Source organism: Mycobacterium sp. E2479 (assembly GCF_001667925.1).
Taxonomy (GTDB): Bacteria; Actinomycetota; Actinomycetes; order Mycobacteriales; family Mycobacteriaceae; genus Mycobacterium.
In genome coordinates, this window is sequence record NZ_LZJR01000044.1 from 70929 (window position 1) to 95402 (window position 24474).

20 protein-coding genes and 1 tRNA gene are annotated in these 24474 nt (G+C 64.6%); 7 read left to right on the top strand and 14 right to left on the bottom strand.

Features of this window, described 5'->3' with window-relative positions; translation table 11 throughout:
- Positions 1–83: 83 nt before the first annotated feature.
- Positions 84–1442 carry an NAD(P)/FAD-dependent oxidoreductase gene (locus A5686_RS04675; RefSeq protein ID WP_231986286.1) on the bottom strand — a complete coding sequence of 453 codons (1359 nt, stop codon included), beginning with the start codon at positions 1440–1442 and terminating at the stop codon, positions 84–86.
- Between the two features lie 97 nt (positions 1443–1539).
- Here A5686_RS04675 and A5686_RS27040 point away from each other — a divergent pair, with 97 nt between their 5' ends.
- Positions 1540–1947, top strand: coding sequence for a hypothetical protein (locus A5686_RS27040; RefSeq protein WP_156749934.1), 408 nt, complete (start codon positions 1540–1542; stop codon positions 1945–1947).
- Positions 1948–2366: 419 nt separating this feature from the next.
- Complete coding sequence (locus A5686_RS04685; RefSeq protein WP_231986287.1) at positions 2367–3416, top strand: GlxA family transcriptional regulator; 1050 nt, start codon at positions 2367–2369, stop codon at positions 3414–3416.
- Here A5686_RS04685 and A5686_RS27530 read toward each other — a convergent pair.
- Entirely contained in the window at positions 3390–3680 is a 291-nt protein-coding gene (locus A5686_RS27530; protein WP_197520474.1) for a hypothetical protein, read from the bottom strand. The genes A5686_RS04685 and A5686_RS27530 overlap by 27 nt on opposite strands.
- A gap of 55 nt (positions 3681–3735) precedes the next feature.
- Between A5686_RS27530 and A5686_RS04690 the strand changes: the two genes are divergently transcribed.
- Positions 3736–4500 carry a helix-turn-helix domain-containing protein gene (locus A5686_RS04690; protein WP_231986288.1) on the top strand — a complete coding sequence of 255 codons (765 nt, stop codon included), beginning with the start codon at positions 3736–3738 and terminating at the stop codon, positions 4498–4500.
- A gap of 164 nt (positions 4501–4664) precedes the next feature.
- On the opposite strand, the gene A5686_RS04695 is transcribed toward A5686_RS04690, so the two are convergent.
- The 7 genes from A5686_RS04695 to A5686_RS04725 all read right to left on the bottom strand — a co-directional run bounded on the left by A5686_RS04695 (position 4665) and on the right by A5686_RS04725 (position 13155).
- Positions 4665–4741, bottom strand: a tRNA-Met gene (locus tag A5686_RS04695).
- A gap of 548 nt (positions 4742–5289) precedes the next feature.
- Positions 5290–6321 (bottom strand): LLM class flavin-dependent oxidoreductase, encoded by a 1032-nt coding sequence (locus tag A5686_RS04700; protein WP_067931602.1) that lies wholly within the window; start codon positions 6319–6321, stop codon positions 5290–5292.
- Between the two features lie 150 nt (positions 6322–6471).
- The gene (locus A5686_RS04705) at positions 6472–8043 is read right to left on the bottom strand and encodes a UbiD family decarboxylase (RefSeq protein ID WP_369829675.1); all 1572 of its coding nucleotides are present in this window, start codon (positions 8041–8043) and stop codon (positions 6472–6474) included.
- Positions 8044–8089: 46 nt separating this feature from the next.
- Positions 8090–8689: a UbiX family flavin prenyltransferase gene (locus tag A5686_RS04710; RefSeq protein WP_067931635.1), complete on the bottom strand. Its 600-nt coding sequence runs from the start codon at positions 8687–8689 to the stop codon at positions 8090–8092.
- 449 nt (positions 8690–9138) lie between these two features.
- A complete protein-coding gene (locus A5686_RS04715) occupies positions 9139–10719 on the bottom strand; it encodes a GMC family oxidoreductase (RefSeq protein ID WP_067931606.1) in 1581 nt (526 codons plus the stop codon).
- Between the two features lie 1064 nt (positions 10720–11783).
- Positions 11784–12488: a nitroreductase family protein gene (locus A5686_RS04720; protein ID WP_067931608.1), complete on the bottom strand. Its 705-nt coding sequence runs from the start codon at positions 12486–12488 to the stop codon at positions 11784–11786.
- Positions 12489–12504: 16 nt separating this feature from the next.
- A complete protein-coding gene (locus A5686_RS04725) occupies positions 12505–13155 on the bottom strand; it encodes an HD domain-containing protein (protein WP_067931637.1) in 651 nt (216 codons plus the stop codon).
- A gap of 100 nt (positions 13156–13255) precedes the next feature.
- Between A5686_RS04725 and A5686_RS04730 the strand changes: the two genes are divergently transcribed.
- Positions 13256–14236 carry a GlxA family transcriptional regulator gene (locus A5686_RS04730; RefSeq protein WP_197520471.1) on the top strand — a complete coding sequence of 327 codons (981 nt, stop codon included), beginning with the start codon at positions 13256–13258 and terminating at the stop codon, positions 14234–14236.
- Positions 14237–14239: 3 nt separating this feature from the next.
- Here the strand turns inward: A5686_RS04730 and A5686_RS04735 are convergent, their stop codons facing one another.
- On the bottom strand, positions 14240–17221 hold the full coding sequence (locus A5686_RS04735) for a UPF0182 family protein (protein WP_067931610.1): 2982 nt from the start codon (positions 17219–17221) through the stop codon (positions 14240–14242).
- 74 nt (positions 17222–17295) lie between these two features.
- Positions 17296–18318 (bottom strand): PDZ domain-containing protein, encoded by a 1023-nt coding sequence (locus A5686_RS04740; RefSeq protein ID WP_067931612.1) that lies wholly within the window; start codon positions 18316–18318, stop codon positions 17296–17298.
- A gap of 103 nt (positions 18319–18421) precedes the next feature.
- Between A5686_RS04740 and A5686_RS04745 the strand changes: the two genes are divergently transcribed.
- The 3 genes from A5686_RS04745 to A5686_RS04755 all read left to right on the top strand — a co-directional run bounded on the left by A5686_RS04745 (position 18422) and on the right by A5686_RS04755 (position 22177).
- Complete coding sequence (locus tag A5686_RS04745) at positions 18422–19816, top strand: zinc-dependent metalloprotease (RefSeq protein ID WP_197520472.1); 1395 nt, start codon at positions 18422–18424, stop codon at positions 19814–19816.
- 35 nt (positions 19817–19851) lie between these two features.
- Positions 19852–20715 (top strand): cyclodehydratase, encoded by an 864-nt coding sequence (locus A5686_RS04750; RefSeq protein ID WP_067931617.1) that lies wholly within the window; start codon positions 19852–19854, stop codon positions 20713–20715.
- 118 nt (positions 20716–20833) lie between these two features.
- Positions 20834–22177, top strand: a complete 1344-nt coding sequence (locus A5686_RS04755; protein ID WP_067931641.1) for an AarF/ABC1/UbiB kinase family protein — start codon at positions 20834–20836, stop codon at positions 22175–22177.
- Positions 22178–22185: 8 nt separating this feature from the next.
- Here A5686_RS04755 and A5686_RS04760 read toward each other — a convergent pair whose 3' ends face one another.
- The 3 genes from A5686_RS04760 to A5686_RS04765 form a co-directional block, all read right to left on the bottom strand.
- A complete protein-coding gene (locus A5686_RS04760) occupies positions 22186–22458 on the bottom strand; it encodes a WhiB family transcriptional regulator (RefSeq protein ID WP_067931619.1) in 273 nt (90 codons plus the stop codon).
- A 141-nt stretch (positions 22459–22599) separates the two neighbouring features.
- Entirely contained in the window at positions 22600–22758 is a 159-nt protein-coding gene (locus A5686_RS27535) for a hypothetical protein (RefSeq protein ID WP_197520475.1), read from the bottom strand.
- A 108-nt stretch (positions 22759–22866) separates the two neighbouring features.
- Positions 22867–24474, bottom strand: a 1608-nt coding sequence (locus A5686_RS04765) for an ATP-dependent DNA helicase UvrD2 (protein ID WP_067931643.1), incomplete at its 5' end; no start/stop codon positions are given.

Sequence of the window (24474 nt, forward strand, 5' to 3'; positions counted from 1 at the left end):
ACGAAGCAGTCAACATCGGGCATATTCCAACTAGCAGAGTGGATTTCGATGCCAAGACGATGAAGAATGTGAGGCTTCAAATATCACGTGTCCGGCAATCCCTTGCTCCAGCTGTCTGTCGCGGCCACGGTTCCGGGCCCGGTGTCGGCCGCCTCGCCGGCTACGGTTCGCCTTCGTGACTTCTTTATTACGCGCAGCACTGTCGAAGGACGCAGCAACTGCGCCGGAGGATCAATCAGATTCATCGAACGGAGAAATTGCTGGACTACTGCCGGATCGGTCTCGGCAGCGGCCAACACCCGATCCAGGTAGGCGTTGATGATCCGTACAGACAGCGGGCGCTTCCCTTCTATTTGGGGCAAAGCCAGGTCTGAACTCACCGCCGCCTGCCAGGCCACACGGATTTCCTTGGCGGAATCGCGGAAAAACCGCCGCGGAAAGTTGTGGTCACCTTGCTGGAGGCATTGGCGCAGGATGAGCGCTTCGATGGCGGCCATCGACATGCCCTGGCCGTAGAGCGGATTGAAGTTACACAGCGCGTCACCCAAGACGATCAAACCGTCGGGAGTGCGCGCCAACTGGTCGAAGCGCCGCCAGCGGTTTGACGGAAACCGATAGTGAGTCATGTCCGCGAGCGGCTCAGCCGCGCGCGCCGCGGCGAGCACGTGCCGCGGGGCCATGTCAGCCAGGCAGTCCAGCAGCGCCGTGCGATCGGTGGGTGGTTTTCGCCCCGCCACAGTTTGGACCGCGAGCCTGTAGGTGTCGTTCTCGCCGGCAAACATCGCGAAGCACACAGGACGGTTGGGCTCGGGGCCACTGAAGGCGATGTACTCGCGCAAGGTGTCCGGCGCAAGGTGGACCGGCAGACCGGCGTAGCTGATGTCAACAGTGAGTTGGTCTTCGCGCGGGCGCGGATAACCCAGCGCGTCAAGGAATACCGGCGCGCGTGAGCCGCGTCCGGTAGCGTCCACGACCAAATCGGCCGGCAGGACCGTCTCGGCCCCAGAGTCGCGCCGCGCCACCACAACGCCGTTCACACGCTCGCGCTTCGGGCCGGACCTCAATCGCACCGCATCGCGTCCCTGAGTGATCTCTACGTTCGAAATGCCGCGAATCCTGCGACGCAGGGTCCACTCGATGAACGGCCGGCTGATGTAGTAGCTCACTATGGATTCAGGGTCGGGGATCGTGCCGGATCGCAGTAGCCGGTGCCCGCCGAAAGATGCCCAAAGCCGTGACAGGTCACCATCGTTCCAGACTCGCGCGCCACCGTCGATCAGCTCCTCAACGAAGCCGGGAAATAGATCACCCATGATTGTCACCCCGCGCGCCGCGAGGAGGTGGGGCAGGTCACCTTGCGCCACACCGCGATGTGTCACCGGACCGTCCGGGATGGTATCCCGTTCGACCACAGTCACTTTGCCGTAGAAGTCGGCGAGCACTCGGGCGGCCAGCAGTCCGCTGATGCTCGCGCCGAGAACTACTGCAGTCTCGCCAAGTTCGCGCACGTCGTTCCCTTGCCGTGGCGGTACCGTGTCAGTGGGTGGTGGAATCGACATCTACAACCTTTCGTGGACCTTCGGTTTGCAAGTGCTGGCGCGCGGTGGCGATGGCTGCGCAGTTCTGTTGGCCTACGCAACCTTGAGCAAATCAGTGGTAGAAAAGACGTTTCACGCACTGCTCGTCGAGCCGTACTTGCCACAACATCCGACTTACGAGCCTGTGTCCGACCGGTTTGGTCGCCTGGATGAACTGCTGTGCGAGCAGGATGCTGCGCGCCCAGATTGGCGACGTCGCAGTGAATGCCACTACCAGAGCCACCCAATCCCGACGGCGGTTGCGATCAACAGCATTGTGATGAGCGCTTGGACGAGAAACGGTCGTAGGGGCAAAGCTTCGTTCAGAGAGTGCAATTCGTTCGCTTGCGAACGATCACTGATCACATAGCGATTGGATGCGAAGCCGAACATTCGGGCTTGCAGCCAAAGCCGACGCCCCCACCAGCGCGTCATCCTAGGTTCGAAGCGCGACTCCTCATCGGTTGGCACTGCGATTACGCCGGTGCGCAGCGTTGCCGTGTCCGAAGCGGCGGATGTCATGAGTTTCAACGTCCTTACCTATCGTCATCTGGTTGACAGTATGGGTCACCGCACCAAGACGATTCGCGGTTCCATTTGATCGCAGACAGCGGACCCTGAACCGTGTCTACCGCGATTGGCCGACGCAATCGTGTCTCAGGCACGAGTCCTGTGCATCAGAGCGCAGCGGACTCGGGCGGCGTATCACGCGTATCCAGCCTCATTGCCAGTATCGAAACGTAAACACCGCTGGTGAACCATGCCCGTCGCGATAGACACAATGCTGGTGTGAATCAGACTGCTGTGACATCACATGTGGTGGTGATACTCGTCTTCGACGGCGTGACGCTCCTGGATGCAGCCGGACCAGCCGAAGTGTTCGCCACGGCCAACCGGTTCGGCGCGCACTACCAGCTCAAAATCGCATCGATCGACGGGCGAGATGTCATAACCTCGATCGGAACCAAGTTGGGCGTCAGTGACAGCATTTCAACCATCAATGCTGCCGACACCGTCGTCGTCGCGGGCGGCGACAAACTGGTCGGGCAGCGACTCGATCCCGTCCTTCTGGAGGCGCTCGGATCATTATCGGCGCGATGCCGGCGCTTGGCTTCTGTGTGCACGGGTTCGTTCGTCTTGGCTCAGGCTGGGCTCTTGCGTGGCCGACGCGCTACCACGCACTGGCGACACGCTCGGGTGCTTGCGCGCCAATTCCCCGACACATGCGTCGAACCCGATGCGATCTTTGTTCGTGATGGCGAGGTCTTCACTTCGGCTGGGGTATCAGCGGCCATCGACTTGGCGTTGGCGTTGGTTGAACTGGATTACGGCGGGGAGGTGGTTCGTGAGGTGGCACGGGCCTTGGTTGTGTACCTCAAACGTGCTGGCGGACAGTCACAATTTTCCGCGTTGGTGGAGGCCGAGCCGCCGGCCGAATCAATACTGCGCACCGTCACCGCGTCGATCGTGGCGAACCCAGGCGCCAACCATAGCGTCAAGAACCTCGCTGCACGGGCATCCTTGAGCACGCGTCAACTGGCGCGGCTGTTTCAGTCCGAACTCGCCACGAGCCCGGCCCGCTACGTCGAGACGGTCCGCCTCGATGTCGCGAGATCCGCACTGGAGGCGGGACATACGATCGCTCATGCGGCCCGGCTGGCGGGCTTCGGGAGCCCCGAGACGTTCAGAAGGGTCTTCGTCAACCGTTTCGGCGTCCCTCCCAGGGCATATCAAGACAGATTTCGTACTACGGGCCGCGCCGGTGCCAGAGATTCACGCGGCATCCGAAACCAACAGTCGCGATCACGTCAGTCAGATCAACGCGCCGCCGGCCTGTGATGTCGGTATCTGAGGGAAAGATGTCCGGTCGTAACCGGTTTCCGAACTTCGCGGCGCGGACACTGGAACCGTGACTTCAGCCCCTGACGGCCGGTCGATTGCTTCTCGCGACGTTGCCAGGGTTTCTCCAACACTGGCCCAACAAACGAACGGCGCGACATCGAGCACACCGGTAAACGCGGCGCCCGACAACATCGCGCGCCGGCTGGGCTTCACACCCGAACATCGGATCACAAATCCAGATGAAACGATGTCGGCGGCCATCTGGCGGTTCCAACGCGAGTCGTCATACGAATTGAACGGCCGCGCAAATGAGAACATGGACGTGATCTCGATGCCGGTGAGTGGGCATCACCACCACACCTACTTCGCCAACGGGAGGCGGAAGTGGAGCGGTGTGCATCCGGCGTTTCACATGAACATCGTGGTCGCTGGTGAGCAGCCGCGAGGGGTGTTCATCTCAGAGCAGCCCTTCACCTACCTGCATGTGTACCTGCCTCACGCCCTGATTGAGCGCTTGGCCGTGGCCAGTGGTGCGATCAAGAAGGGTCAGACCGTCGATCTTGTGGACCCGATGTGTTCACGTGATCCATTCGTCGAGGTGATCTGCCGGCAGATCGTTCGTGAGATGACGAAGCGCGATGGATGTTCTTCGATGATGGTCGAGTCTCTTGGGGAACAACTCGCTGTACGACTGATTCGGCGGCACTCGAGCTCGTCCGGTTCCGCAGTGTTCGCCGAGAAAAGCGGCCCAGGCTACCGCGATTGGCGCCTGCGGCGTGCCATCGAGTACCTCGAAGCACACCTGTCGAACAACATCGGTTTGACCGAGTTGGCCAACGTGGTGGGTCTATCGACGTCCCGACTGACAGCCCTTTTCCGCGAGGGCACGGGCGAACCCCCACACCGCTGGTTGATGAACCGCCGCCTCACACGAGCGCTCGATTTATTGAGCCACCCGTCTCTGAGCATTACGGAAATCGCCCACCAATGTGGGTTCGCCAGTTCTCAACACCTGGCTACCGTGACCCGTCGACAGCTCGGCATTACGCCCACTGCGTATCGCGAACAGACACTGGGCTGACGAATCAGGCGCAACCCGACATCGCGGGAATGCCGCCGGTGAGCAGACTGCTGGGTCGCATTGGAACCGCACAGCGCCGCACATTGAGCTCGTGTCCTGGTAGTCAACAACCACCCGCGAGCAGGAAAATGGCCCTCGGACGATCTTCCGAGGGCCATTTCCAGTGGTAGCGGGGACAGGATTCGAACCTGCGACCTCTGGGTTATGAGCCCAGCGAGCTACCGAGCTGCTCCACCCCGCGATGGTGAACTCCAGATTACCGAACACCCCGGAGGCTGCCAAATCGCCCGAACAACGCCGACTGGTACCCCTACACCTCGTCCTGCGAGGCCGACGGTGCTCGCCGTTGACGTGGCTACCCGTGTTCAGTGCGTCGCGACATATCGCCGGGGCCGTGTCATCGGCATGTTGCCGTCAAATAACACCACCTCAGCGCGCACGTGCTGTCGAGGAACGCGCTTTGCGCGGAGGCCATGACATAGTCGTTCCAACGACGACCGCACTTGGCGCGGATGCCATCCGTTGACCCATCGTGTCGCTCCGGCCAGGAAGGCAACCACTTCGGTGATGGCGGTCGGCCCGCCCATACGTTACACCGGCGACTCGATCCGGGTTGATCATTGACCATCGGCGACTTGCCCTGAGACAAAGCGTGTTTCGGTGGATCCGGGACACCGTCGCCCGAAATGTCATGGTCTCAAAAGTCTTTGGTCAAGATCAGCGTCGGACCGGTCTGAGGCACCGTCAACGCCTTGCCGCCCGCGGCCACACCCGCGCCTATGGTATGGGTCAGTCATGCTTCAGCCCATGGCTTTGGACATGGTCGCGTACAGCCGAAATGAACGTATCGAGTTCGCGTGCAATGTCCGGACCCGAGGGCTCGATCATGATCTCGGTGGCACCGGCTCGGGCCAGCGCCGCGACGGCCTTTCCGACCGTGTCAGCGGAGCCCGTCAGGGTTACCGAAGGAACGGAGGTGTGGCCGCCCGCGCGCCAGGCCACCAGGTCGGCGTCGTTCATTTCCACCATGTGGCCTTGGTGAACATGTAAATGGCGCAACCGTTGTGGGACACCCTCGATCACGTCGAGCCACGCGGAGCCACCGGGCATTTCGCGCACCGCGTCGGCCCCCTGGGCCGTATAGACAAAGTGATATGCCGCCGCCCACGGGGCACCGACCGCCGAGCGGACCCGTTCACCCGCCAGGTCTTCCCCGTCGCTAACGACGGTGCCCATAGTGGCTACCACTGCCCGCGTAAATTGACGTTGCGCGGGCACGAGGTTGAACATGGATATCAGTCCATCGGCACCGACCCGCTTCGCGACACCGGCCCCCTTGGGCCCAGTGGCGGCGAGCAGCAATGGGATTCGCAGCGGCAGCACGTCCGCTTGCGCAGAAGTGAGCAGTAGTTTGATCGCCGCGCCCTCCCAATCCACTGCCTCGCCGGCCAACAATGCCTGGTAGGTACGGATATAGGCCTCCATGTACGACCATCGAATCGGCGGCTGACCGATAGCTGCGCGGCTGGAGAACCCGGTGCCGAACGAGCTGACAACGCGTCCCGGCGCTACCCGATGCAGTGACACGGTCTGTGCGGCGTTGACCAACGGGTGGCGCTGCGTGGGAATGAGCACTGCGGGACCCAGCTCTATGGTCGTCGTCAGCGCGGCGGCACGGTGCAAATGCAGCCAAACGTCGTCACCTTCGAATGGAGTGTCGTAGAGATAGGCCCGTCGATAGCCCAATTTTTCCGCCGTGGCAATGTGCTCGGCCGACTCGAACGATGGTGGTAGTGCGACGCTTACATCGATACCAGGCACTGATCTATCCTCTCTGCCGCTTCAACGCTTTCGAGATGGGCGCGCAAATTCCGACGATCACCCGCCCACCGAGCGGTCGCGCACGTGTCACAGCCGACGTGGACCCGCTTGCCCCTGGAATCTCTTTCGGAGACTGGGGTGAACGTTGAACTACACCTCCGGTAGCCGTTTGCTCAATTTCTGCAGCGTCAGCATTTCGCGCCCGTCGTCATCGAGGTAGGGGATATCAATGCCGTATTCCTCCCAGCGGCCGGCGATTTTGGATTCCAACTCAGGTTTGAGCCTGTCGGTGGGCGGGAAGCGCCGCCCACCCCACTCTGGCCGCGGGTCGACTGCCCAACTCCGCGTAGCATCGATGAGCACGCGCGTCCATTGGCCGGTGCCATATCGGTTGGTGTCGTTCAACTCCGGCGGGGTGGAGGGATCTATCGATGAGCCGATGCCGGGGCCGAAGAACGCGATATCGCCGAGGCCGGCATTGACCCGGTACGACAGCGCCCAGTCCAGGGCGACCGGATCGTGGATCTCGATGTCCTCCTCGACCACCATGACATTCTTGTGAAACCACACCGATCCACCGGTGCCCCAAAGGGCCGAGGCGATCTGCTGCGCATGTCCGCGATAGGCCTTGCGAATTTGCACGACAGTGTTTTGGCCGTTTGTCACCTCGGTCATCCATACATCGGTGATGCCACCGATTCCGAGGTCGTCGAGCACATTCCAGGTAATCGCCGACCGCGCGAAGTTGGTGATGCTGTCTTCGTTGAACAGTCCCGGCCGTATCCCTTCGAGGGTGCCGCGTAGCACTGGGTCGTTGCGGTGGGTGATCCGGGTGACCCGAAGAACCGGGGCCGGTGCGGCGCCGCCGAGGAAGCCCGGATACTCGGCGAACGGGCCCTCCATGACGAAGGTCGATGGGTCGGGGTCGATGAAACCCTCGACGACGATCTCTGCCGAGGCTGGGACGTGCAGGGGTACCGTTTCGCAGGCCACCAGATCGACTGGGCGGCCGAGCAGGGCGCCCATCATGTCCCATTCACAGACGTTCTTGGGGAATGGACTGCCCGCACAAAACGGCATTACGTCGTGCCAGCCGTAGACGACAGCCACTGGCATCGGCTCTGGCTTGTACTCCTCCATGTGGACGCCCCAGCCCTGAGTAGGCACTAGGAGCTTCGCAATCTTGTCGCGGTCGACGATCATGCCGCGATAAAGACCAACGTTGTCGCGACCAGTCACCTTGTCTTCGGTGACTACACCGCAGAACGTGTCGATGTAGCGGCCACCGTCATCACCGTGCCACTTAGGGACCGGAAGTTCCCATAAATTGATATCGTCGCCTTCTAGGATGTTTTCCTTGACCGGGCCAGTGGCGACGATGCGCGGGGGAATTGGTTTTTTGAAGGCGTCTCGCAGGTGGCGGACGATTGCCGAATCGCTCGTACCTTCGGGCAGCCCCAGCATCAGCTGAACCTGGCGCCGGCTCCCGAGTGCCGACGTCAAAAGTTTTGTGCACCAGGTCGACTCGTGGTCGACGATGTGTTCGAACAGTAGCCCTGGGCCTCCCAGGGCAAGGTTGGCGCGGGTGATGGCACCGATCTCTTCATCCCAGTCGACGGAAGCCTTGATGCGGCGCAACTGGTTGGCCTCTTCGAGCGTGGCCAGCCAGCTCCGCAGGTCGGGGCCCGTCTCCTCGTCTCGCGACTGGGTCGTGTTCGTGATTTCCGCCGCGTTTGTAGTACTTCTAGGAGTAGTCACTCTCTTCTCCTTAAAGGATTGGGGCTAGTTCGCCGTTCACGGCGGGCGGATGCTGATCGTCCTTCCAGCGCTTGATCAGAGAGTGTTCAATCCCGAATTGATCGATGACGCGGCCGACCACGTGGTCGGTTACCTCGTCAACGGAGGCGGGCCGCGCGTAATAGGCCACCGTCGGCGGGAAAATCACAGCGCCGGCGCGCGCCAGATAGTGCATGTTCTCCAGGTGGATCTCGCTCAATGGAGCCTCCCGCGCGACAAGAACGAGCTTGCGGCGTTCCTTCAGCGTCACGTCGGCGGCGCGAGTAATCAGGTTGTCGCTGAGACCGATTCGGATGGCGCTCAACGTCTTCATGCTGCACGGGCACACGACCATGCCATCCGTGCGGAACGACCCACTGGAGATGGTGGCGGCAAGATCGCGAACATTGTAAGCGTGTGAAGCCATTGCCCGAACCTCATCGAGGCTCGTATCGGTCTCGAGCTTGATCGTCGCCCGTGCCCAGTCGCTGACGACCAGGTGCGTTTCGATCCCCAACAGCCCGAGAGCTTGCAGCAGACGGATCCCCAAAGCGGCGCCGGTCGCACCGGTCATCGCGACTACTAAACGCATCATCTTCCTCCTATTTGCGGGCCGCCCGGCCCCGGACTTCGGGCTGTGCGGTTTCTGATTTGAGCAACCGGGCCTCATTTGCGAGTACTTCCCAGTCAAAATCTTGTCGCCGACCGGCTCTTGGTCGCATCCGCCGGTGGCTAGTCCTGGCCACCCGCGGCTGCCAGATAGTTTTTCGCTACCTTTTCGGGCCGTGTCCAGTGTCAACTCAAGGACGGCTCACGGGACTGCGCCAATGAGACATGTTGCCCACAACATGTGACGTCGCAGAGCGCTCCGGGCAGTCATCGCCGTATCGACCGAGACCAGCGCTCGTATCAGCCGCAACCGGTGCTGGCCACAAAGGTCGCGGAATTCGACGCTGGGCGATACGTTCACACCATGGTCCAAGACGGGCACACAACGAAGCGTTGTTGAGTGCTCGTCATTTTGCCGACGGCGACCGGCAGTCAGAGTCCGTGCTCCGCTTTGAGAATGTCGCCGGCACGCTCGCCGATTACGACACACGGAGCCATGGTGTTACCAGTCGTGATACGCGGCATGATCGACGAGTCGGCGATCCGAAGACCCTCAACCCCATAGACTTTGAGATCGCCGTCCACCACCGACATGTCATCTCGCCCCATCTTCGCGGTGCAGGATTGATGCCAGAAGCTGGTCGCGGTGTCCCGCACAAAGCGCTCGAGATTACGTCTGGTGAGGTTCCCTGGCATCACTTCGCGCTTGGTGAAGGTTCGCAGCGGTGCTGAGTTTCCGATGTCGCGGGATAGCTCGATACACGCGAGCGTAGCCGTGAGGTCGTCGCCATGAGCCAGCATGTTGTCCTCGACCGCCACCCGGTCGGACGGATCCGGGCCGGTAAGACGGATCCTGCCGCGGCTCTTCGGTCGCAGCACCCCCGCACATGCCGTCCACCCGTGCTCGGGTATCCGGTTGCCTGCAGGATCTCCCGAATCAGATAACGGGAACTCCGCGACACAAATTTGTAGGTCGGGTGCCTCCAGCTGTGGATCGCTCTTCCAAAACACCATCGCCTCTGCCCCATTGGTGCGTGGCGGGAGGGGATCGCGGTATTGCCATACGCAGTAGACGCACGGATGGTTTTGGTAGTTGTGTCCTACGCCGGGGAGATCCCACACAACCGGAATTCCGAAGCGCTGTAGTTCTTCGGCATCGCCGATGCCCGACTGCATGAGCAGTTTGGGCGTGTTGATTGCGCCCAACGACACGACTACCTCCCGCCCTGCGGCGACGCTGTGGGCTGAGCCGCCGAGCGAAAACTCCACTGCCGCGATCCGGTTCTTGTCAAAGGCTAACCGCGTAACGGTCGCATGGGTGAGAACAGTTAGGTTCGACCGGCGCAGGTGCGGGTGGACGTAGGAACGAAACACCGATTGCCGGTGTCCATCGCGCACTGTCAAATCGAGGATCGAAGCACCACCTTCACCCTCCATCATCGCGCCGTTGTTGCTTTGGTAGCTGGGAATTCCGACCGCGCGCGCAGCATCGACGACGGCGTTGGCAAGTGGACTGGGATCGGTTGCGGGAGCAACGAATATCGGACCGCCGACGCCGCGGTAGTCGGGATCGTATCGCCCGTGCCAGTCTTCGATGCGACGGTAGATGTCGAGGACCGATTTATAGCTCCACGACTGGTCACCAGCCTCGAGCGCGAAGTAGTCCCAGTCGCTGCGATGCCCTCGCGTCCAAGCCATTACGTTGATGCTTGATCCGCCGCCAAGCACCTTGCCCATCGACAGCGGGATCGACCTGCCGTTGAGATGCGCCGACGGTTCTGAGACAAATCCCCAGTCACGTTCGGTGCCCAAGTTGAGGGGCCACTGGGACGGATCGTGAACGGCCGGCACGTCGTCAGTGCCGCCCGCCTCCAGCAATAGCACTGTGACATCGAGATTTTCGGCCAGCCGGGCCGCCACCACTGATCCGGAGGATCCCGACCCGCACACCACGAAGTCGTACCGGGGCGCGACGCCGGGAGGTGGGACCGTGTGTTTTCCGGTTTGTTTCATCTGGACTGGCAACTCGTCCGACGCGTCAGACGGCGAAGGTCGATGACGCGATTCCTGCCGTTGCGTGTTTCTTCGGTTGCTGCGATGGTCTCAATCACTGTGGTGGCCACGGACACCTCTCTAGTTGTGCTGCAAACCAGTGTGCGGCGTCCGGCACTATCAGAAAATGGCCGTTCGGGTCGACCTTCCCATGAAACGCGACGCGACTCGGCCATACGGATTCGGCCGAGCAGCCGCGCGGCGGGTCAAACGGAGAACGTGGCCGACGCCAAAGCAACGGCTCCCGCGGCTGCGCCACTGCCAGCCCTGGATAACTTCTTTACAATTGCGACCTCAGGGCTGCACCGTTCGCACCGGTTTCAACGGGTCCTGCCGTCCGATGCGAGACAGCATCTCAACCCTGAGCGGTCGAGCACCGCGAACCCCGCGTCGGCGCCATCCTCCCGCGCGATCGATGTGAAATCGGAACGGGCGCTTGCTGAATGGGGCGTCGACCCCAGTCACGACGGCATCAGCAACCGCGGATGCGTCTGCGTCCGGTGGCACGATTTCACCGAAGGCTAGTTCGACTTGACGTCCAAAACTTCCGCAGGGTCCCTCCTCGTACTCGTCGAACACCCTCCGGTCGGCGGGTGATCCGGCATTTCGCGAAGTGGTTGGTGTCGGCGGTGAACGCGCCGGGAACGATGATGGGCGTCTTTATGCCCCAACGCGTCAGCTCGCGCGCGTACGCCACCGCCAGCGCTTCCATCGCGGCTTTGACCGCGAAATAGGGGACCAGAGAAGGTGGCGTACCCCCGCTGAGCTGCTGCTCAATGCCCACACCAACAAGCCCTGCCGTTGTCGTCGCATAAGAGGTAGCGCGGACCGATTGACGCATTGAGCGCTCACCACATTGACGTCATATAGTTCGGCCAACTGTTGCGGCGTACACGCCTCGGCCGGACCGAACGCCATGTGCCCGGCGTTGTGTAACCATTGGCGCCAGAATTTTTGATGGGTCACGACTCGACTCGGCGCCGGGGAACCATCGCGCCCGCGCGCAAGTCGCCGTTTGCCGCAAGTCAGCCCGCCGCGGCTAGGCCTGTGGCCGTGTCGTCGTGTGGCGGCCACAGCGGCTGCAGCACTTCGACACCGAACGGCGCGTCCCAGTGGTTTCGGGACGAAACTTCGTGTACCGGATGGCGATTCGCCGCGACACCCCACCTGCCCAACGGGTAGCCCAGGGTGAGCATGGCAGACATCTTCCAGCCTTGCTCAACTGGAACTCCCAGGAGCTCGTTGACCTCGTCCGCGAAATTGCGGAGCACCATCGTCATGACGCCGCCGACGCCCTCGGCACGGGCGGCGAGCAAAACACTCCAGATCGCCGGGTAGATGTTAGCACCGCCGAGGTCGTCGATGGCGAAGACGAAGAGCAACAGGGGAACTTCTTCGAAATGATCGGCCAGGTAATCCCCCGAGCCTTTGATCCGGCGCATCGTTTTGGCGTGAGCCGCCGCATCCGCACCGGGCGCCGCCGCAGCCATCGGTCCCGTCCCAGTAGTGAACTTCTCGTATTCGAGGGCGCGGGCCTTCCGGAACAGTTTGGCGAATTTGCGGATGAGTTCCGGGTCGTCGACGGCCACGAAGTGCCAGCGCTGGGTGTTGCCCCCGTTGGGGGCGCGGACCGCCGCGTCGAGAATGCGGGCCTGCGTGTCCAGCGGGATCGGATCCGGCCGCAGCCGCCGCATCATCCTGGTGGTGTAGAGGCCTTCGTAGATGTCCATTGTTCTTCTCCTTCCGCTACTCGGGCCAGCTATTGTTGAGGATGTGGTCGACGAAGTCGACGCGCTTGAAGGCCGGATCGAAGTGCGCCAGCACGTCGGCGTTCATGGTGCCGTCGGTGGTCCGCGGCCGGTGCTTCATGCCGTCGTTGAACGCCGCCAGAATGCGCTGCTTGAACTGTGGGCGCGGGTGGGCGGCGGTCACCGCGGCCAGTGCCTCGGGCGCCAACTGCTCGCGCCCGACGCCGACCACGTCGACTTCCACGCCGGCCTGCAGCAGCGCCACCTCGGGGGCCATGAACTCGGGCACGCCGGGGGTGGTGTGCAGGGCGATGCCCAGCCACACCTTGGCCGCGTCGGCCTCGTCGACGCCATGGGAGGTCAGGAAGTCCCGTGCCGCGTCGGCGCCGTCGACCTCGAAACGGACGGCGGAGCCGCGATAGCGCTCGGTCAGGCCGAGGTCGTGGAACATCGCACCCACGTAGAGCAGCTCCACATCGGGCTTCAGCCCGCGGCGCACGCCCTGCAGCGCGCCGAAGAAGAACACCCGCCGGGAATGGTTGAAGAGCAACTCGTCCTCGGTGTCGCGGATGAACTCGGTGGCCTCACGCGCCAGGGCCGTGTCGGGCACGTGGATGCCGGCGACGGCGTCAATTGAGCTGGTGGTCATGTTCTCGTCTCCCTCCAAGTAACTGTTGGTTCGAGTGTGCGGCGGCGCGGACGAATCGACCCTGGCCGATCGGGCCGTCAAGTCCTCAGAAAGCGACAGAATGGGTTGCGTGGCTACAGCCGGAGCGCGTTCGCGGGTGGTGGTGATCGTCGTTTTCGACGGGGTGACGCTGTTGGACGTCGCGGGGGCGGGTGAGGTGTTCGCCGAGGCCAACCGCTTCGGCGCCGACTACCGGCTCAAAATCGCGTCGGTCGACGGGTGCGATGTGACCAGCTCGATCGGGGCCCGATTGGGCGTGACCGACAGCATTTCGGCGATCGATTCCGCCGATACCGTCATGGTCGCGGGCAGCGACGACCTGCCGGGGCGACCCATCGAACCCGCCCTGGTCGAGGCCGTCCGATCGGTGTCAACACGGACCCGTCGTCTGGCGTCCATCTGCACGGGGTCGTTCATCCTCGCGCAGGCCGGCGTGCTCAGCGGCCGGCGCGCCACCACGCACTGGCACGACACCCGGTTGCTGGGCCGGGCTTTCCCCGATGTCACCGTCGAGCCGGACGCGATCTTCGTCCGCGACGGCGACATCTTCACCTCCGCGGGCATCTCGTCGGGCATCGACCTGGCGCTGGCGTTGGTCGAAATGGATTACGGGACAGAACTGGTCCGCGACGTGGCCCGGTGGCTGGTGGTCTACCTCAAACGCGCGGGCGGCCAATCACAATTCTCGGTGTTGCTGGAGGCCGATCCCCCGCCGCAGTCGCCGCTGCGCCCGGTCACCGATGCGATCGTGGCCGACCCCGGCGCCGACTATAGCGTGAAAAAGCTTGCGGCCCTGGCATCTTTGAGCACCCGTCAGCTGACCCGGCTGTTTCAATCCGAGCTCGGGATGACCCCGGCGCGCTACGTCGAACTGGTTCGGATCGATTTCGCCCGAAATGCGCTGGAATCCGGCCGGACGGTCACCGAGACCGCCGGCATGGCCGGCTTCGGCAGCATCGAAACGCTGCGACGGGTATTCGTCAATCACCTGGGCATCAGCCCGAAGGCCTATCGGGACAGATTCCGAACGGCTTACGCCTGAAAGCTACTTGGTGTTGTTGTACTTGGTGATCGCGTCGTCCAGGCGCTGCAGCGCCGCGCCGTAGCCCGCGAAATCGCCCTTCTTCTGCGCGTCCTTGGCCTCGCCGATTGCCGCCTGAATCTCTTGCAGGGCAGCGGATTTGGCGGGCGATAGCGTCACCGCTCCGTCGGGCACCGGCGGTGCGGCGACCGCCGGCGGTGATCCGGGCGTCGCGACCGGCGCCGGCGGGCTGGCCGGCGGACTCGCCGCGGGTGTCCCCGCCTCGGTGGGCTGGATGCTCGTCGCGGCCGCGCCGGCGCCCGGGCCGAACAGCCCGGTCAGGGCGTCCCGCACGGTGGGTCCGTATCCGATCTTGTCGTTGTACATCATCGCCACCCGGATCAGTCGCGGGTAGGACGACGCCGCGTCGCTGGCCCCCGGAGAGGCATACACGGGCTCGACGTAGAGCAGGCCGCCCCGCCCCACCGGCAGGGTGAGCAAGTTGCCCCATCGGATCCGGTTCTGGTTGTCGCGCCCGATCACGCCGAGGTCTTGGGACACCGCCGGATCGGTGGTGATCGCGTTGTTGGCCAGCTTCGGCCCGTTGACCTGACCCGGGATGGTCAACACGGTGATCCTGCCGTACGTGGCCGGGTCGGAACTGGCGCTGATGTAGGCGGCCAGATAGTCGCGCTTGAACCTGTTCATCGCGCTGGTCAGCTGGTAGGACGCCGTATTGTCGTTTTTAGCAATGTTTTTCGCGACGATGTAATACGGCGGCTGGTAACTGCTGGCCGTCGGGTTCGGATCCAGCGGCACGTCCCAGAAATCGGAGGTGGAGAAGAACGTCACCGGATCGTTGACGTGGTATTTCGCCAGCAGCATCCGCTGCACCTTGAACAGGTCCTCGGGATAGCGCAGGTGCTCGGCCAGCTCCGGGCTGATGTTGCTCTTGGGCTTGACGGTTCCCGGGAACACGCGCATCCAGGCCTTGAGCACCGGGTCCTGTTCGTCTTGCTGGTAGAGCGTGACGGTGCCGTCGTAGGCGTCCACGGTCGCCTTCACCGAATTGCGGATGTAGGAGACCCGCTTGTCGGGCGCCAGCTTGTTGAAAGCCACCTCGTTGGAGTCCGCGGTCGCCGATTCCAGCGACGTGAGTTCGGAATAAGGGTAGTTGTCCAGGGTGGTGTAGCCGTCGATGATCCACACCAGTCGCTTGTTGACGATCGCCGGGTACACCGCGCTGTCGGTGGTCAGCCACGGCGCCACCGCTTCCACCCGCCGCGCCGGGTCGCGGTTGAACAGGATCTTGCTGTTGGAGCCGATCACGTTGGAGAACAAGAAGTTTCGCTCGGCGAATTTCGCGGCGAACACGCTGCGCGACAGCCAGCCGCCGAGCGGGACGCCGCCGAGGCCGGTGTAGGTGTAGTTCTTGGTTTCGTTGCTGGTCTCGTAGTCGTATTCGCGGTCGTTGCCGTTGCGCCCGACGATCGCGTAGTCCGCCGACGTGTTGGAGATGACCGGCCCGAAGTAGACGCGCGGCTGGTCGAGTTGTGCCGGGCCGTCGGACACCACGTTACCGTTGGCGCCGACGACGTTGACCAGGAATTCTGGGTAGCCGCCGTTTTGGTTGGGGTCGTTGGCGATTCCACGCACGGTGTTGGCCGGCGACGCGACGAAGCCATTGCCGTGGGTGTAGACGGTGTGCCGGTTGATCCAGTCGCGCTGATTGTCGATCAGCCGGTCGGGGTTGAGCTCGCGCGCTGCGACGACGTAGTCGCGCAACGCCCCGTTGCGGTCCTGGTACCGGTCGATGGACAGCTGGTCGGGGAAGTAGTAGAAGTTCTTGCCCTGTTGGAACTGGGTGAACGCGGGGCTGACGATCGTCGGGTCCAGCAGCCGGATGTTCGACGTGGTCGCGCGGTCGTCGGCGACCTGCTGGGCGGTGGCCTGCGCGTCGCCGGTGTAGTTGCGATAGGTGACCTGGTCCGAGGTCAGGCCGTAGGCTTGCCGCGTCGCGGTGATGCTGCGGCTGATGTATTCGCTTTCCTTTTGCGCGGCATTGGGTTTGACGCTGATCTGCTCGACGATCAGCGGCCACCCGGCGCCCACGATCAGCGAGGACAGCAGCAACAAAACCAGCCCGATCGCCGGGATCCGCAAGTCCTTGAGCACGATCGCGGAGAACACCGCGGCCGCGCAGATGATCGCGATCGCCATCAGGATCAGCTTCGCCGGCAGCACCGCATTGATGTCGGTGTACCCGGCGCCGGTGAAAGGCTTGCCACCCCGGGTGTGCGACAACAACTCATAGCGATCCAGCCAGTACGCGATCGCCTTGAGCACGACCAGCACCCCGACCAGGGTGACCAGCTGGATCCGCGCCGAACGGCTCAGCGCACCCGTCCGGCCGGACAGCCGGATGCCGCCAAAGATGTAGTGGGCCAACAGGTTGGCGACGAAGGCCAGGAACACCGCGACGAACAGGTAGCTGAGCAGCAGCCGGTAGAACGGCAGCTCGAATGCGTAGAAGCCCAGATCCTTGCCGAACTGCGGGTCCTTGATGCCGAAGTCGCCCCCGTGCAAGAACAGCTGGATCCGCACCCAATAGCTTTGCGCGATGATGCCGGCCAGCAGGCCGACCGCCACCGGGATGCCGGCGCTCACCAGCCGCAACCGGGACAGCACCAGGGCGCGGTAGCGCGCCACGGGATCGTTGTCGTTGCTCGGCACGAACACGGGGCGGGTGCGGTAAGCCACCGCGAGCCCGGCGAACACGATGCCGCCCACCAGCAGACCGGCGATCAGGAAGACCACGAACCGGGTGACCAACACGGTGGAGAACACCGAGCGATAGCCGACCTCGCCGAACCATAGCCAGTCGACGTAGGCATCGATCAGCCGCGGACCCGCGAGCAGCAGGGCGATCACACCCAGTGCGATCAGGATCAGAATCCGGCTACGCCGGGTCAGCTTCGGCATTCGTGCGGTGGGCCGCATCCCCACTGGCTACGCTCCCTGATCGATTGCTAGACGGTGACAACTCTACGCATGGCACTACCCCTGATCGCCAGGGTTCGCTAGCAGCTTGGCGGCTGCCCACCCGACCCGATCGCGTGCAGCGCATCCACTGCCTGGTCGAGCGTCTCGACCTTGACCAGCCGCAGGCCGGAAGGATTGTCCGAGCTGGCCTCGTAGCAGTTCTTCGCCGGCACCAGAAAGATCGTGGCCCCGGCCGCATGTGCAGCGACCATCTTGTGGGTGATGCCGCCGATCTGGCCGACCTTTCCGTCGGACGAAATAGTGCCGGTGCCCGCGATGAAGTTCGACTTGGCCAGGTCCCCGGTGGTCAATTTGTCGACCACCGCCAGGCTGAACATCAACCCCGCGGACGGTCCGCCCACGTTGGCCAGGTTGAAGTCCACGGTGAACGGCGCCCACGGCGCGTCGAGCACTGCGACACCCAGGAAGCCGTAGTCGCGGTCCTTGTTGGCGCCCAGCGTGATCTGTGCGACGCCGGCCGGCTCGTTCTTGCGGCGGTAGTCGATGGTCACCACCTGGCCCGGCTTGGTGTTCTTCAGCAGTCCGGTGAACTGGTCGACGGTGGCCACCGGCATGCCGTTGACCGCGTCGATGGCGTCGCCGACTTTGAGCTTGCCCACCGACGGGCCCGGCTCGGGGACCTTGGCGACCGTCACCGCCGCGGGGTACTTGAGGTACCCCAGGGCCGCGTAGGCGGCGCTGTCCTCGGATTGCTTGAAGTCGGCGTTGTTGGCCTTGTCGACGTCCTCGCGCGACTTACCGGGCGGATAGATGAGGTCGCGCGGCACCAGCTGTTCGGTGTCCGAAAGCCACAGCGTCAGCGCCTCGCCCAGCGTCAGATTGTCGCGCTGGGACACCGTGGTCATATTGAGGTGGCCGGTTGTCGGGTGCGTCTGGGTGCCCTCGATCGCCACCACCTGCTTGCCGTCGACTTCGCCGAGCGTGTCGAAGGTGGGGCCGGGCCCCAGCGACACGAACGGCACCGTTACCACCGCCAGCAACACACCGAACACCAGGATCGGCACCAGCGCGACCACCAAGGTCAGGATGCGCCTGTTCACGCCGATCAGACTAGACGGCCCCCGTGGCGCGGTGTTCAGCCACAACGTCCGGTAACCGCGTTTAGCTACAAGCTGACCCGAGGTCCCGCCGTCTGACCTTGTGGTGAGTACCGTTGAGGGCATGGCTGACCTGCCTTTCGGTTTCTCCTCCGGAGACGACCCCGACAAGCCCGGGAAAAAAGATCCCGATTCGGGCGCGAACCCGTCTGACCCCTTCGCCGCCTTCGGCATGAGCGGCGAATTCGGCATGGGCGACCTGGGGCAGATCTTCACCCAACTGGGTCAGATGTTCAGCAGCGCGGGCACCGTCGGGCCCGGCGGAACCGCCTCGGGTCCGGTCAATTACGAATTGGCGCGCCGGGTCGCGACGAATTCGATCGGCTTTGTGGCGCCCGTTCCGGACACCACCAACTCGGCGATAGCCGACGCGGTGCGTCTAGCCGAAACCTGGCTGGACGGGGCCACGGCGCTGCCCGCGGGCACCACCAAGGCGCTGGGTTGGACCCCCGGCGACTGGGTCGACAACACGTTGGAGACGTGGAAGCGGCTGTGTGACCCTATGGCACAACAGATTTCGACGGTGTGGGCGGCATCGCTGCCTGAAGAAGTCAAGAGCATGGCGGGCCCGCTCATGCAGATGATGTCGCAGATGGGCGGGATGGCGTTCGGCTCGCAGCTCGGGCAGGCGCTGGGCCGATTGTCGCGCGAGGTGCTGACATCGACCGACATCGGTTTGCCGTTGGGGCCCAAGGGAATTGCGGCGCTTATGCCCGACGCCGTCGAGTCGTTCGCCACCGGGCTGGAGCGGCCGCGTAGCGAGATCCTGACGTTTTTGGCGGCGCGTGAGGCCGCCCACCACCGCCTGTTCAGCCACGTGCCGTGGCTGTCGAGCCAACTGCTTGGTGCCGTCGAGGCGTATGCGATGGGCATGGAGATCGACATGTCCGGCATAGAGGAGCTGGCGCGCGATTTCAATCCGGCGTCGCTGTCGGACCCTGCTGCGATCGAAAACCTGCTCGGGCAGGGCGTTTTCGAGCCCAAGGCGACGCCGGCGCAGACCCAGGCGCTGGAACGCCTGGAAACACTGCTCGCCCTGATCGAGGGCTGGGTGCAGGTGGTGGTGGCCGCCGCGCTGGGCGACCGGATTCCCGGCGCGGCCGCGCTGGGCGAGACGATGCGCCGCCGCCGGGCCAGCAGCGGCCCCGCCGAGCAAACCTTCGCAACATTGGTCGGCCTGGAGCTACGGCCCCGCAAGATGCGGGAGGCCGCCGCCTTCTGGGAGCGCTTGACGGAGGCCGCCGGGATCGACGCCCGCGACGGGATCTGGCAACACCCCGACCTGCTGCCCGACACCGATGACCTCGACGAGCCGGCAGGCTTCATCGACCGCGTCATCGGCGGTGACACCAGCGGCATCGACGAGGCCATCGCCAAACTCGAGCGCGAGGGCGAGGGCCGCGACGACCCGGGTTCCGGCGGCGGGTCTGTGGATAACTGAGGGAGTCATCACCCCGGACGTGACACAGTTGCGCGGTGACTCAGCGGTGCCGGGCCGTCCTTTCCAGCTATGCCCTGGATCCCGCCTTGCCGGTGTTGTTGCGTCCCGACGGTGCGGTCCAGGTGGGCTGGGACCCGCGTCGCGCGGTGCTGGTCCGGCCGCCGAGCGGCCTGGCCGCCGCCGAACTGGCCACGCTGTTGCGGACGATGTGGTCGCCCACCCCGCTCTCGGAGTTGCAGCGCCGCGCGCTCGACCGAGGCCTGACCGACGCCGACGGCCTGCAAAACCTGGTCGCGCAACTGGTCGGTGCCGGAGTCGCCAGCGAGTGCGGCCGACCGCGCGCCCGGGCCGCCTCGGTGCGGATCCACGGCCGCGGGCCCCTCTCCGAGCTGCTGGTGGAAACCTTGCGCTGCTCGGGCGCCCGGATCGCGCACAGCAGCCAACCGCACGCCGCGGTATCGGCCGACGACGTTGATCTAGTGGTGCTGTCGGACTTTCTAGTCGCCGACCCGCGCATGGTGCGCGATCTGCACAACCAGGGCATCGCGCATCTGCTGGTGCGGGTGCGCGACGGCATCGGACTGGTGGGTCCGCTGGTGATTCCAGGCGTGACCAGCTGCCTGGGCTGCGCGGACCTGCACCGCCGGGACCGCGACGCTGCGTGGCCGGCCATCTGCGCGCAGCTGCGCGAAACCGTCGGCGTCGCCGATCGACCCACCGTGCTGGCGACCGCGGCGCTGGCTCTGAGCCAAGTGAACCGCGTGATCGCGGCCGTGCACGGGCAGGAGGCGGCCGAGCCCGGGCCTCCCCAAACTCTGAACGCGACGCTGGAATTCGACCTGCGCTCCGGCGCGATCGTCACGCGGCAGTGGACCAAACATCCGTTGTGCTCCTGCTGAGCACCCACTTCCGTTGGCGGCGCTTGGCGCCGCGGGCGGGTCGTTCGCTCCAGTGACCTGCGCTTACGAAGCATGACAACGGGTGTTGTCGATGTCTCTCCACATCGCGCGAACCATCATGGATGATGGATGCGTGGCAGACATCAAAAGGGGCCGTGCTGCGCGGAACGCGAAGCTGGCCAGCATTCCGGTCGGATTCGCCGGACGGGCAGCGCTCGGTTTCGGTAAAAGACTGACCGGAAAGTCCAGGGACGAGGTCCAGGCCGAGCTTCTGGAAAAGGCCGCCCACCAGTTGTTCACCGTCCTTGGTGAGCTCAAGGGCGGCGCGATGAAGGTGGGCCAGGCCCTGTCGGTGCTAGAAGCCGCGATCCCCGAGGAGTTCGGCGAGCCGTACCGCGAAGCGTTGACCAAGCTGCAAAAGGACGCCCCGCCGCTGCCCGCCGCCAAGGTGCACCGCGTGCTCGATGCCCAGCTGGGCACCAAGTGGCGCGAGCGGTTCAGCTCGTTCGACGACGCACCGGTGGCTTCGGCCAGCATCGGCCAGGTCCACAAGGGCGTCTGGGCCGACGGCCGTGAGGTGGCCGTCAAGATCCAGTACCCCGGCGCCGACGAGGCACTGCGGGCCGACCTCAAGACCATGCAGCGCCTCGTCGGGGTGTTCAAGCAGCTCGCGCCGGGCGCCGACATCCAGGGTGTGGTCGACGAGCTCATCGAGCGCACCGAGATGGAGCTGGACTACCGGCTGGAGGCCGAGAACCAGCGCGCCTTCGCCAAGGCGTATCACGACCACCCGCACTTCGCGGTGCCGCGCATCGTCGCCAGCGCGCCGAAGGTGGTGATCCAGGAGTGGATGCAGGGCACCCCGATGGCCGACATCATCCGGAACGGCACCACCGAGCAGCGCGACTTGATGGGCACGCGGCTGCTCGAGCTCACCTTCGACGCACCGCGCCGGCTACAAATGCTGCACGGCGATGCCCACCCGGGCAACTTCATGCTGCTTCCCGATGGCCGCATGGGCGTGATCGACTTCGGCGCCGTCGCGCCGCTACCCGGCGGGTTGCCGATCGAGCTCGGTATGACCATCCGGCTGGCCCGTGACAAGAACTACGACATGCTGTTGCCGACGATGGAGAAGGCCGGCTTCATCCAGAAGGGCCAGCAGGTGTCGGTGCGCGACATCGACGACATGCTGCGCCAGTATGTCGAACCGGTCGAGGTCGAGGTCTTTCACTACACGCGCAAGTGGCTGCAGAAGATGTCCGCCATCGAGATCGATCGGTCGGTGTCGCAGATCCGCACGGCCCGCCAGATGGATCTGCCGCCCAAACTGGTCATCCCGATGCGGGTGATCATGTCGGTGGCCGCGATCCTGTGCCAGCTCGATGCCCACGTGCCGATCAAGGCACTGTCCGAAGAGCTGGTGCCCGGCTTCGCCGAACCCGACAGCGCGGTCGTCTAGCTTCCTCGCTAAGCGGCGGCCCCGTCCCGACGGGTGTCCTTGCGGGGGCGTCCGCGCGGCCGTTTGAAACTCAGGACCGAGCCGCGGTCGATGATTTCGCCGCCCCACACGCCCCATGGTTCGGCGCGTTCCAGCGCGGCGGCCAGACACTGCCGTCGGACCGGGCAGCTGGTGCACAGCGTCTTGGCCCGCTCGAGATCGGCCGGGGTGTCGGCGAACCACAGGTCGGGATCGCCGACGTGACACGGCAGGGCTTGTCCTGGGACTGTCGGTGCCGACATGTCCTACCACCTACTTCCTGATCTGGGTTGCTGTCGTTGGCAGTGATCCGGACCAGGTCGAAGAGGTGCCGACCTACAACTATGGCCACGGATCCTGGTGACTTCGGGTCCGTGGCCATTGGGAGAAAACCGGGCTGGTGCTTACCTTGCCTTCGGTGGGCCCCCGACATCTACGGACGCGTCGGTCACGGCGGCGGCGCGATGCTTACGCGCGGCCGCCGAGGCGGCGGGTGCGGCATGGAAGGCGCCCGCGGCCAGGACGGGGCGAGTCACGCCTGCACCGAACGCGTCGTTGATCATCGTGGCCACCCTCCTTAACGCCGAGTTGTAGTGCCGAGTTGCGGTTTCGAGGGTAAACGGTCACCGGCGATGACCACAACCGATTTTCTGACCAGCGGGTTTACCGGCTCAGCGCCCGCGAACCAGTTCCAGCACGTCGGGGCCGTACTGTTCCAGCTTGCGGGCGCCGATGCCGGGAATCCCGATCAGTGCCTCCTCGTCGCCGGGCCGCAACTCGGCGATCGCGATCAGCGTGTTGTCGGTGAAGACCACGTAGGCAGGCACCTTCTGGTCCTTGGCGGTGTCCAGCCGCCAAGCCTTCAGCCGCAACAACAGGTCCTCGTCGATCTCGGCGGCGCAGGTCTCGCAGCGCCGCAGCATGACGGCTGCCGGGGTGGTCAGATTCTTGTTGCAGATCCGGCAGCGGGTCGCGGCGCCCCGGTTACGCCGGGACCTGTTCGGCGTCACGTCGGCGCGCGCCTGGGGCGCGATGCCGTTGAGAAACCGCGACGGCTTACGGCCCTGGCGCCCACCCGGGCTCCGGGCCAGCGCCCAGCTGAGCGCCAAATGCACACGGGCCCTTGTGATTCCGACGTAGAGCAGCCGCCGCTCCTCCTCGACCGCTTCGCTCTCGGCGCCGTGCGCCAACGCGTGCGAGATGGGCAGGGTGCCGTCGGCCAGTCCGACCAGAAACACCGCGTCCCACTCGAGTCCCTTGGCCGCGTGCAGCGACGCCAGCGCGACGCCCTGCACCACCGGTGAGTGCCGGGCGTCGGCTCGCGTCCGCAGTTCGGCGACCAGCCCGGGCAAGTCGAGCTGCGGACGCTGAGCCACCTCGTCGTCGACCAGTTCGGCCAGCGCGGTCAGCCCCTCCCAGCGCTCCCGGGCCCGGGTGCCGACGGGTTCCTGGGCCGTCAGCCCCAGCGGCTCCAGGATGGTCCGGACCACTGCGGGTAACGGCCCCTCCGCACCGCGCTCGGCAGCCCGCTGCAGCGCCAGGAGGGCCTGCTTGATCTCCTGGCGGTTGAAAAACCCCTCGCCGCCGCGGACCTGATAGGGAATGCCGGCTTCGGTCAACGCCTCCTCGTAGATCTCCGACTGCGCATTGACCCGGTAGAGCACCGCTATTTCCGCCGGCGGGGTGCCGGATTCGATGAGCCGCTTGATCGACGCCGCGACCGCGGCGGCCTCGGCCGGTTCGTCGGGATGCTCGTGGAACGTCGGCGCCGGGCCCGGCGCCCGCTGACCCACCAGGTGCAACTTGCTGCCGGCAACCCGCCCGCGGGCGGCCGCGATCACCTGGTTGGCCAACGAGACCACCTGCGGGGTGGAGCGGTAATCGCGCTCCAGGCGCACCACGGTGGCGTCGGGGAACCGGCGGGAGAAGTCGAGCAGGAAGCGTGGAGACGCCCCGGTGAACGAGTAGATGGTCTGGTTGGCGTCGCCCACCACCGTCAGGTCGTCGCGGTCGCCCAGCCACGCCGTCAGCACCCGCTGTTGCAACGGCGTCACGTCCTGATATTCGTCGACGACGAAGCAGCGGTAGCGGTCCCGGAACTCGTCGGCCACCCCGGCATCGTTTTCGATCGCGGCCGCGGTGTGCAGCAGCAGGTCGTCGAAATCGAGCAGGGTGACGTTGTCGTCACGGGCTTTGAGCGCCTCGTAGGCGGCGTAAACGGTGGCGACCCGGGCGGCGTCCAGGGGGATGTCGCGCGCGGCGGCCGCCACCGCGGCCGG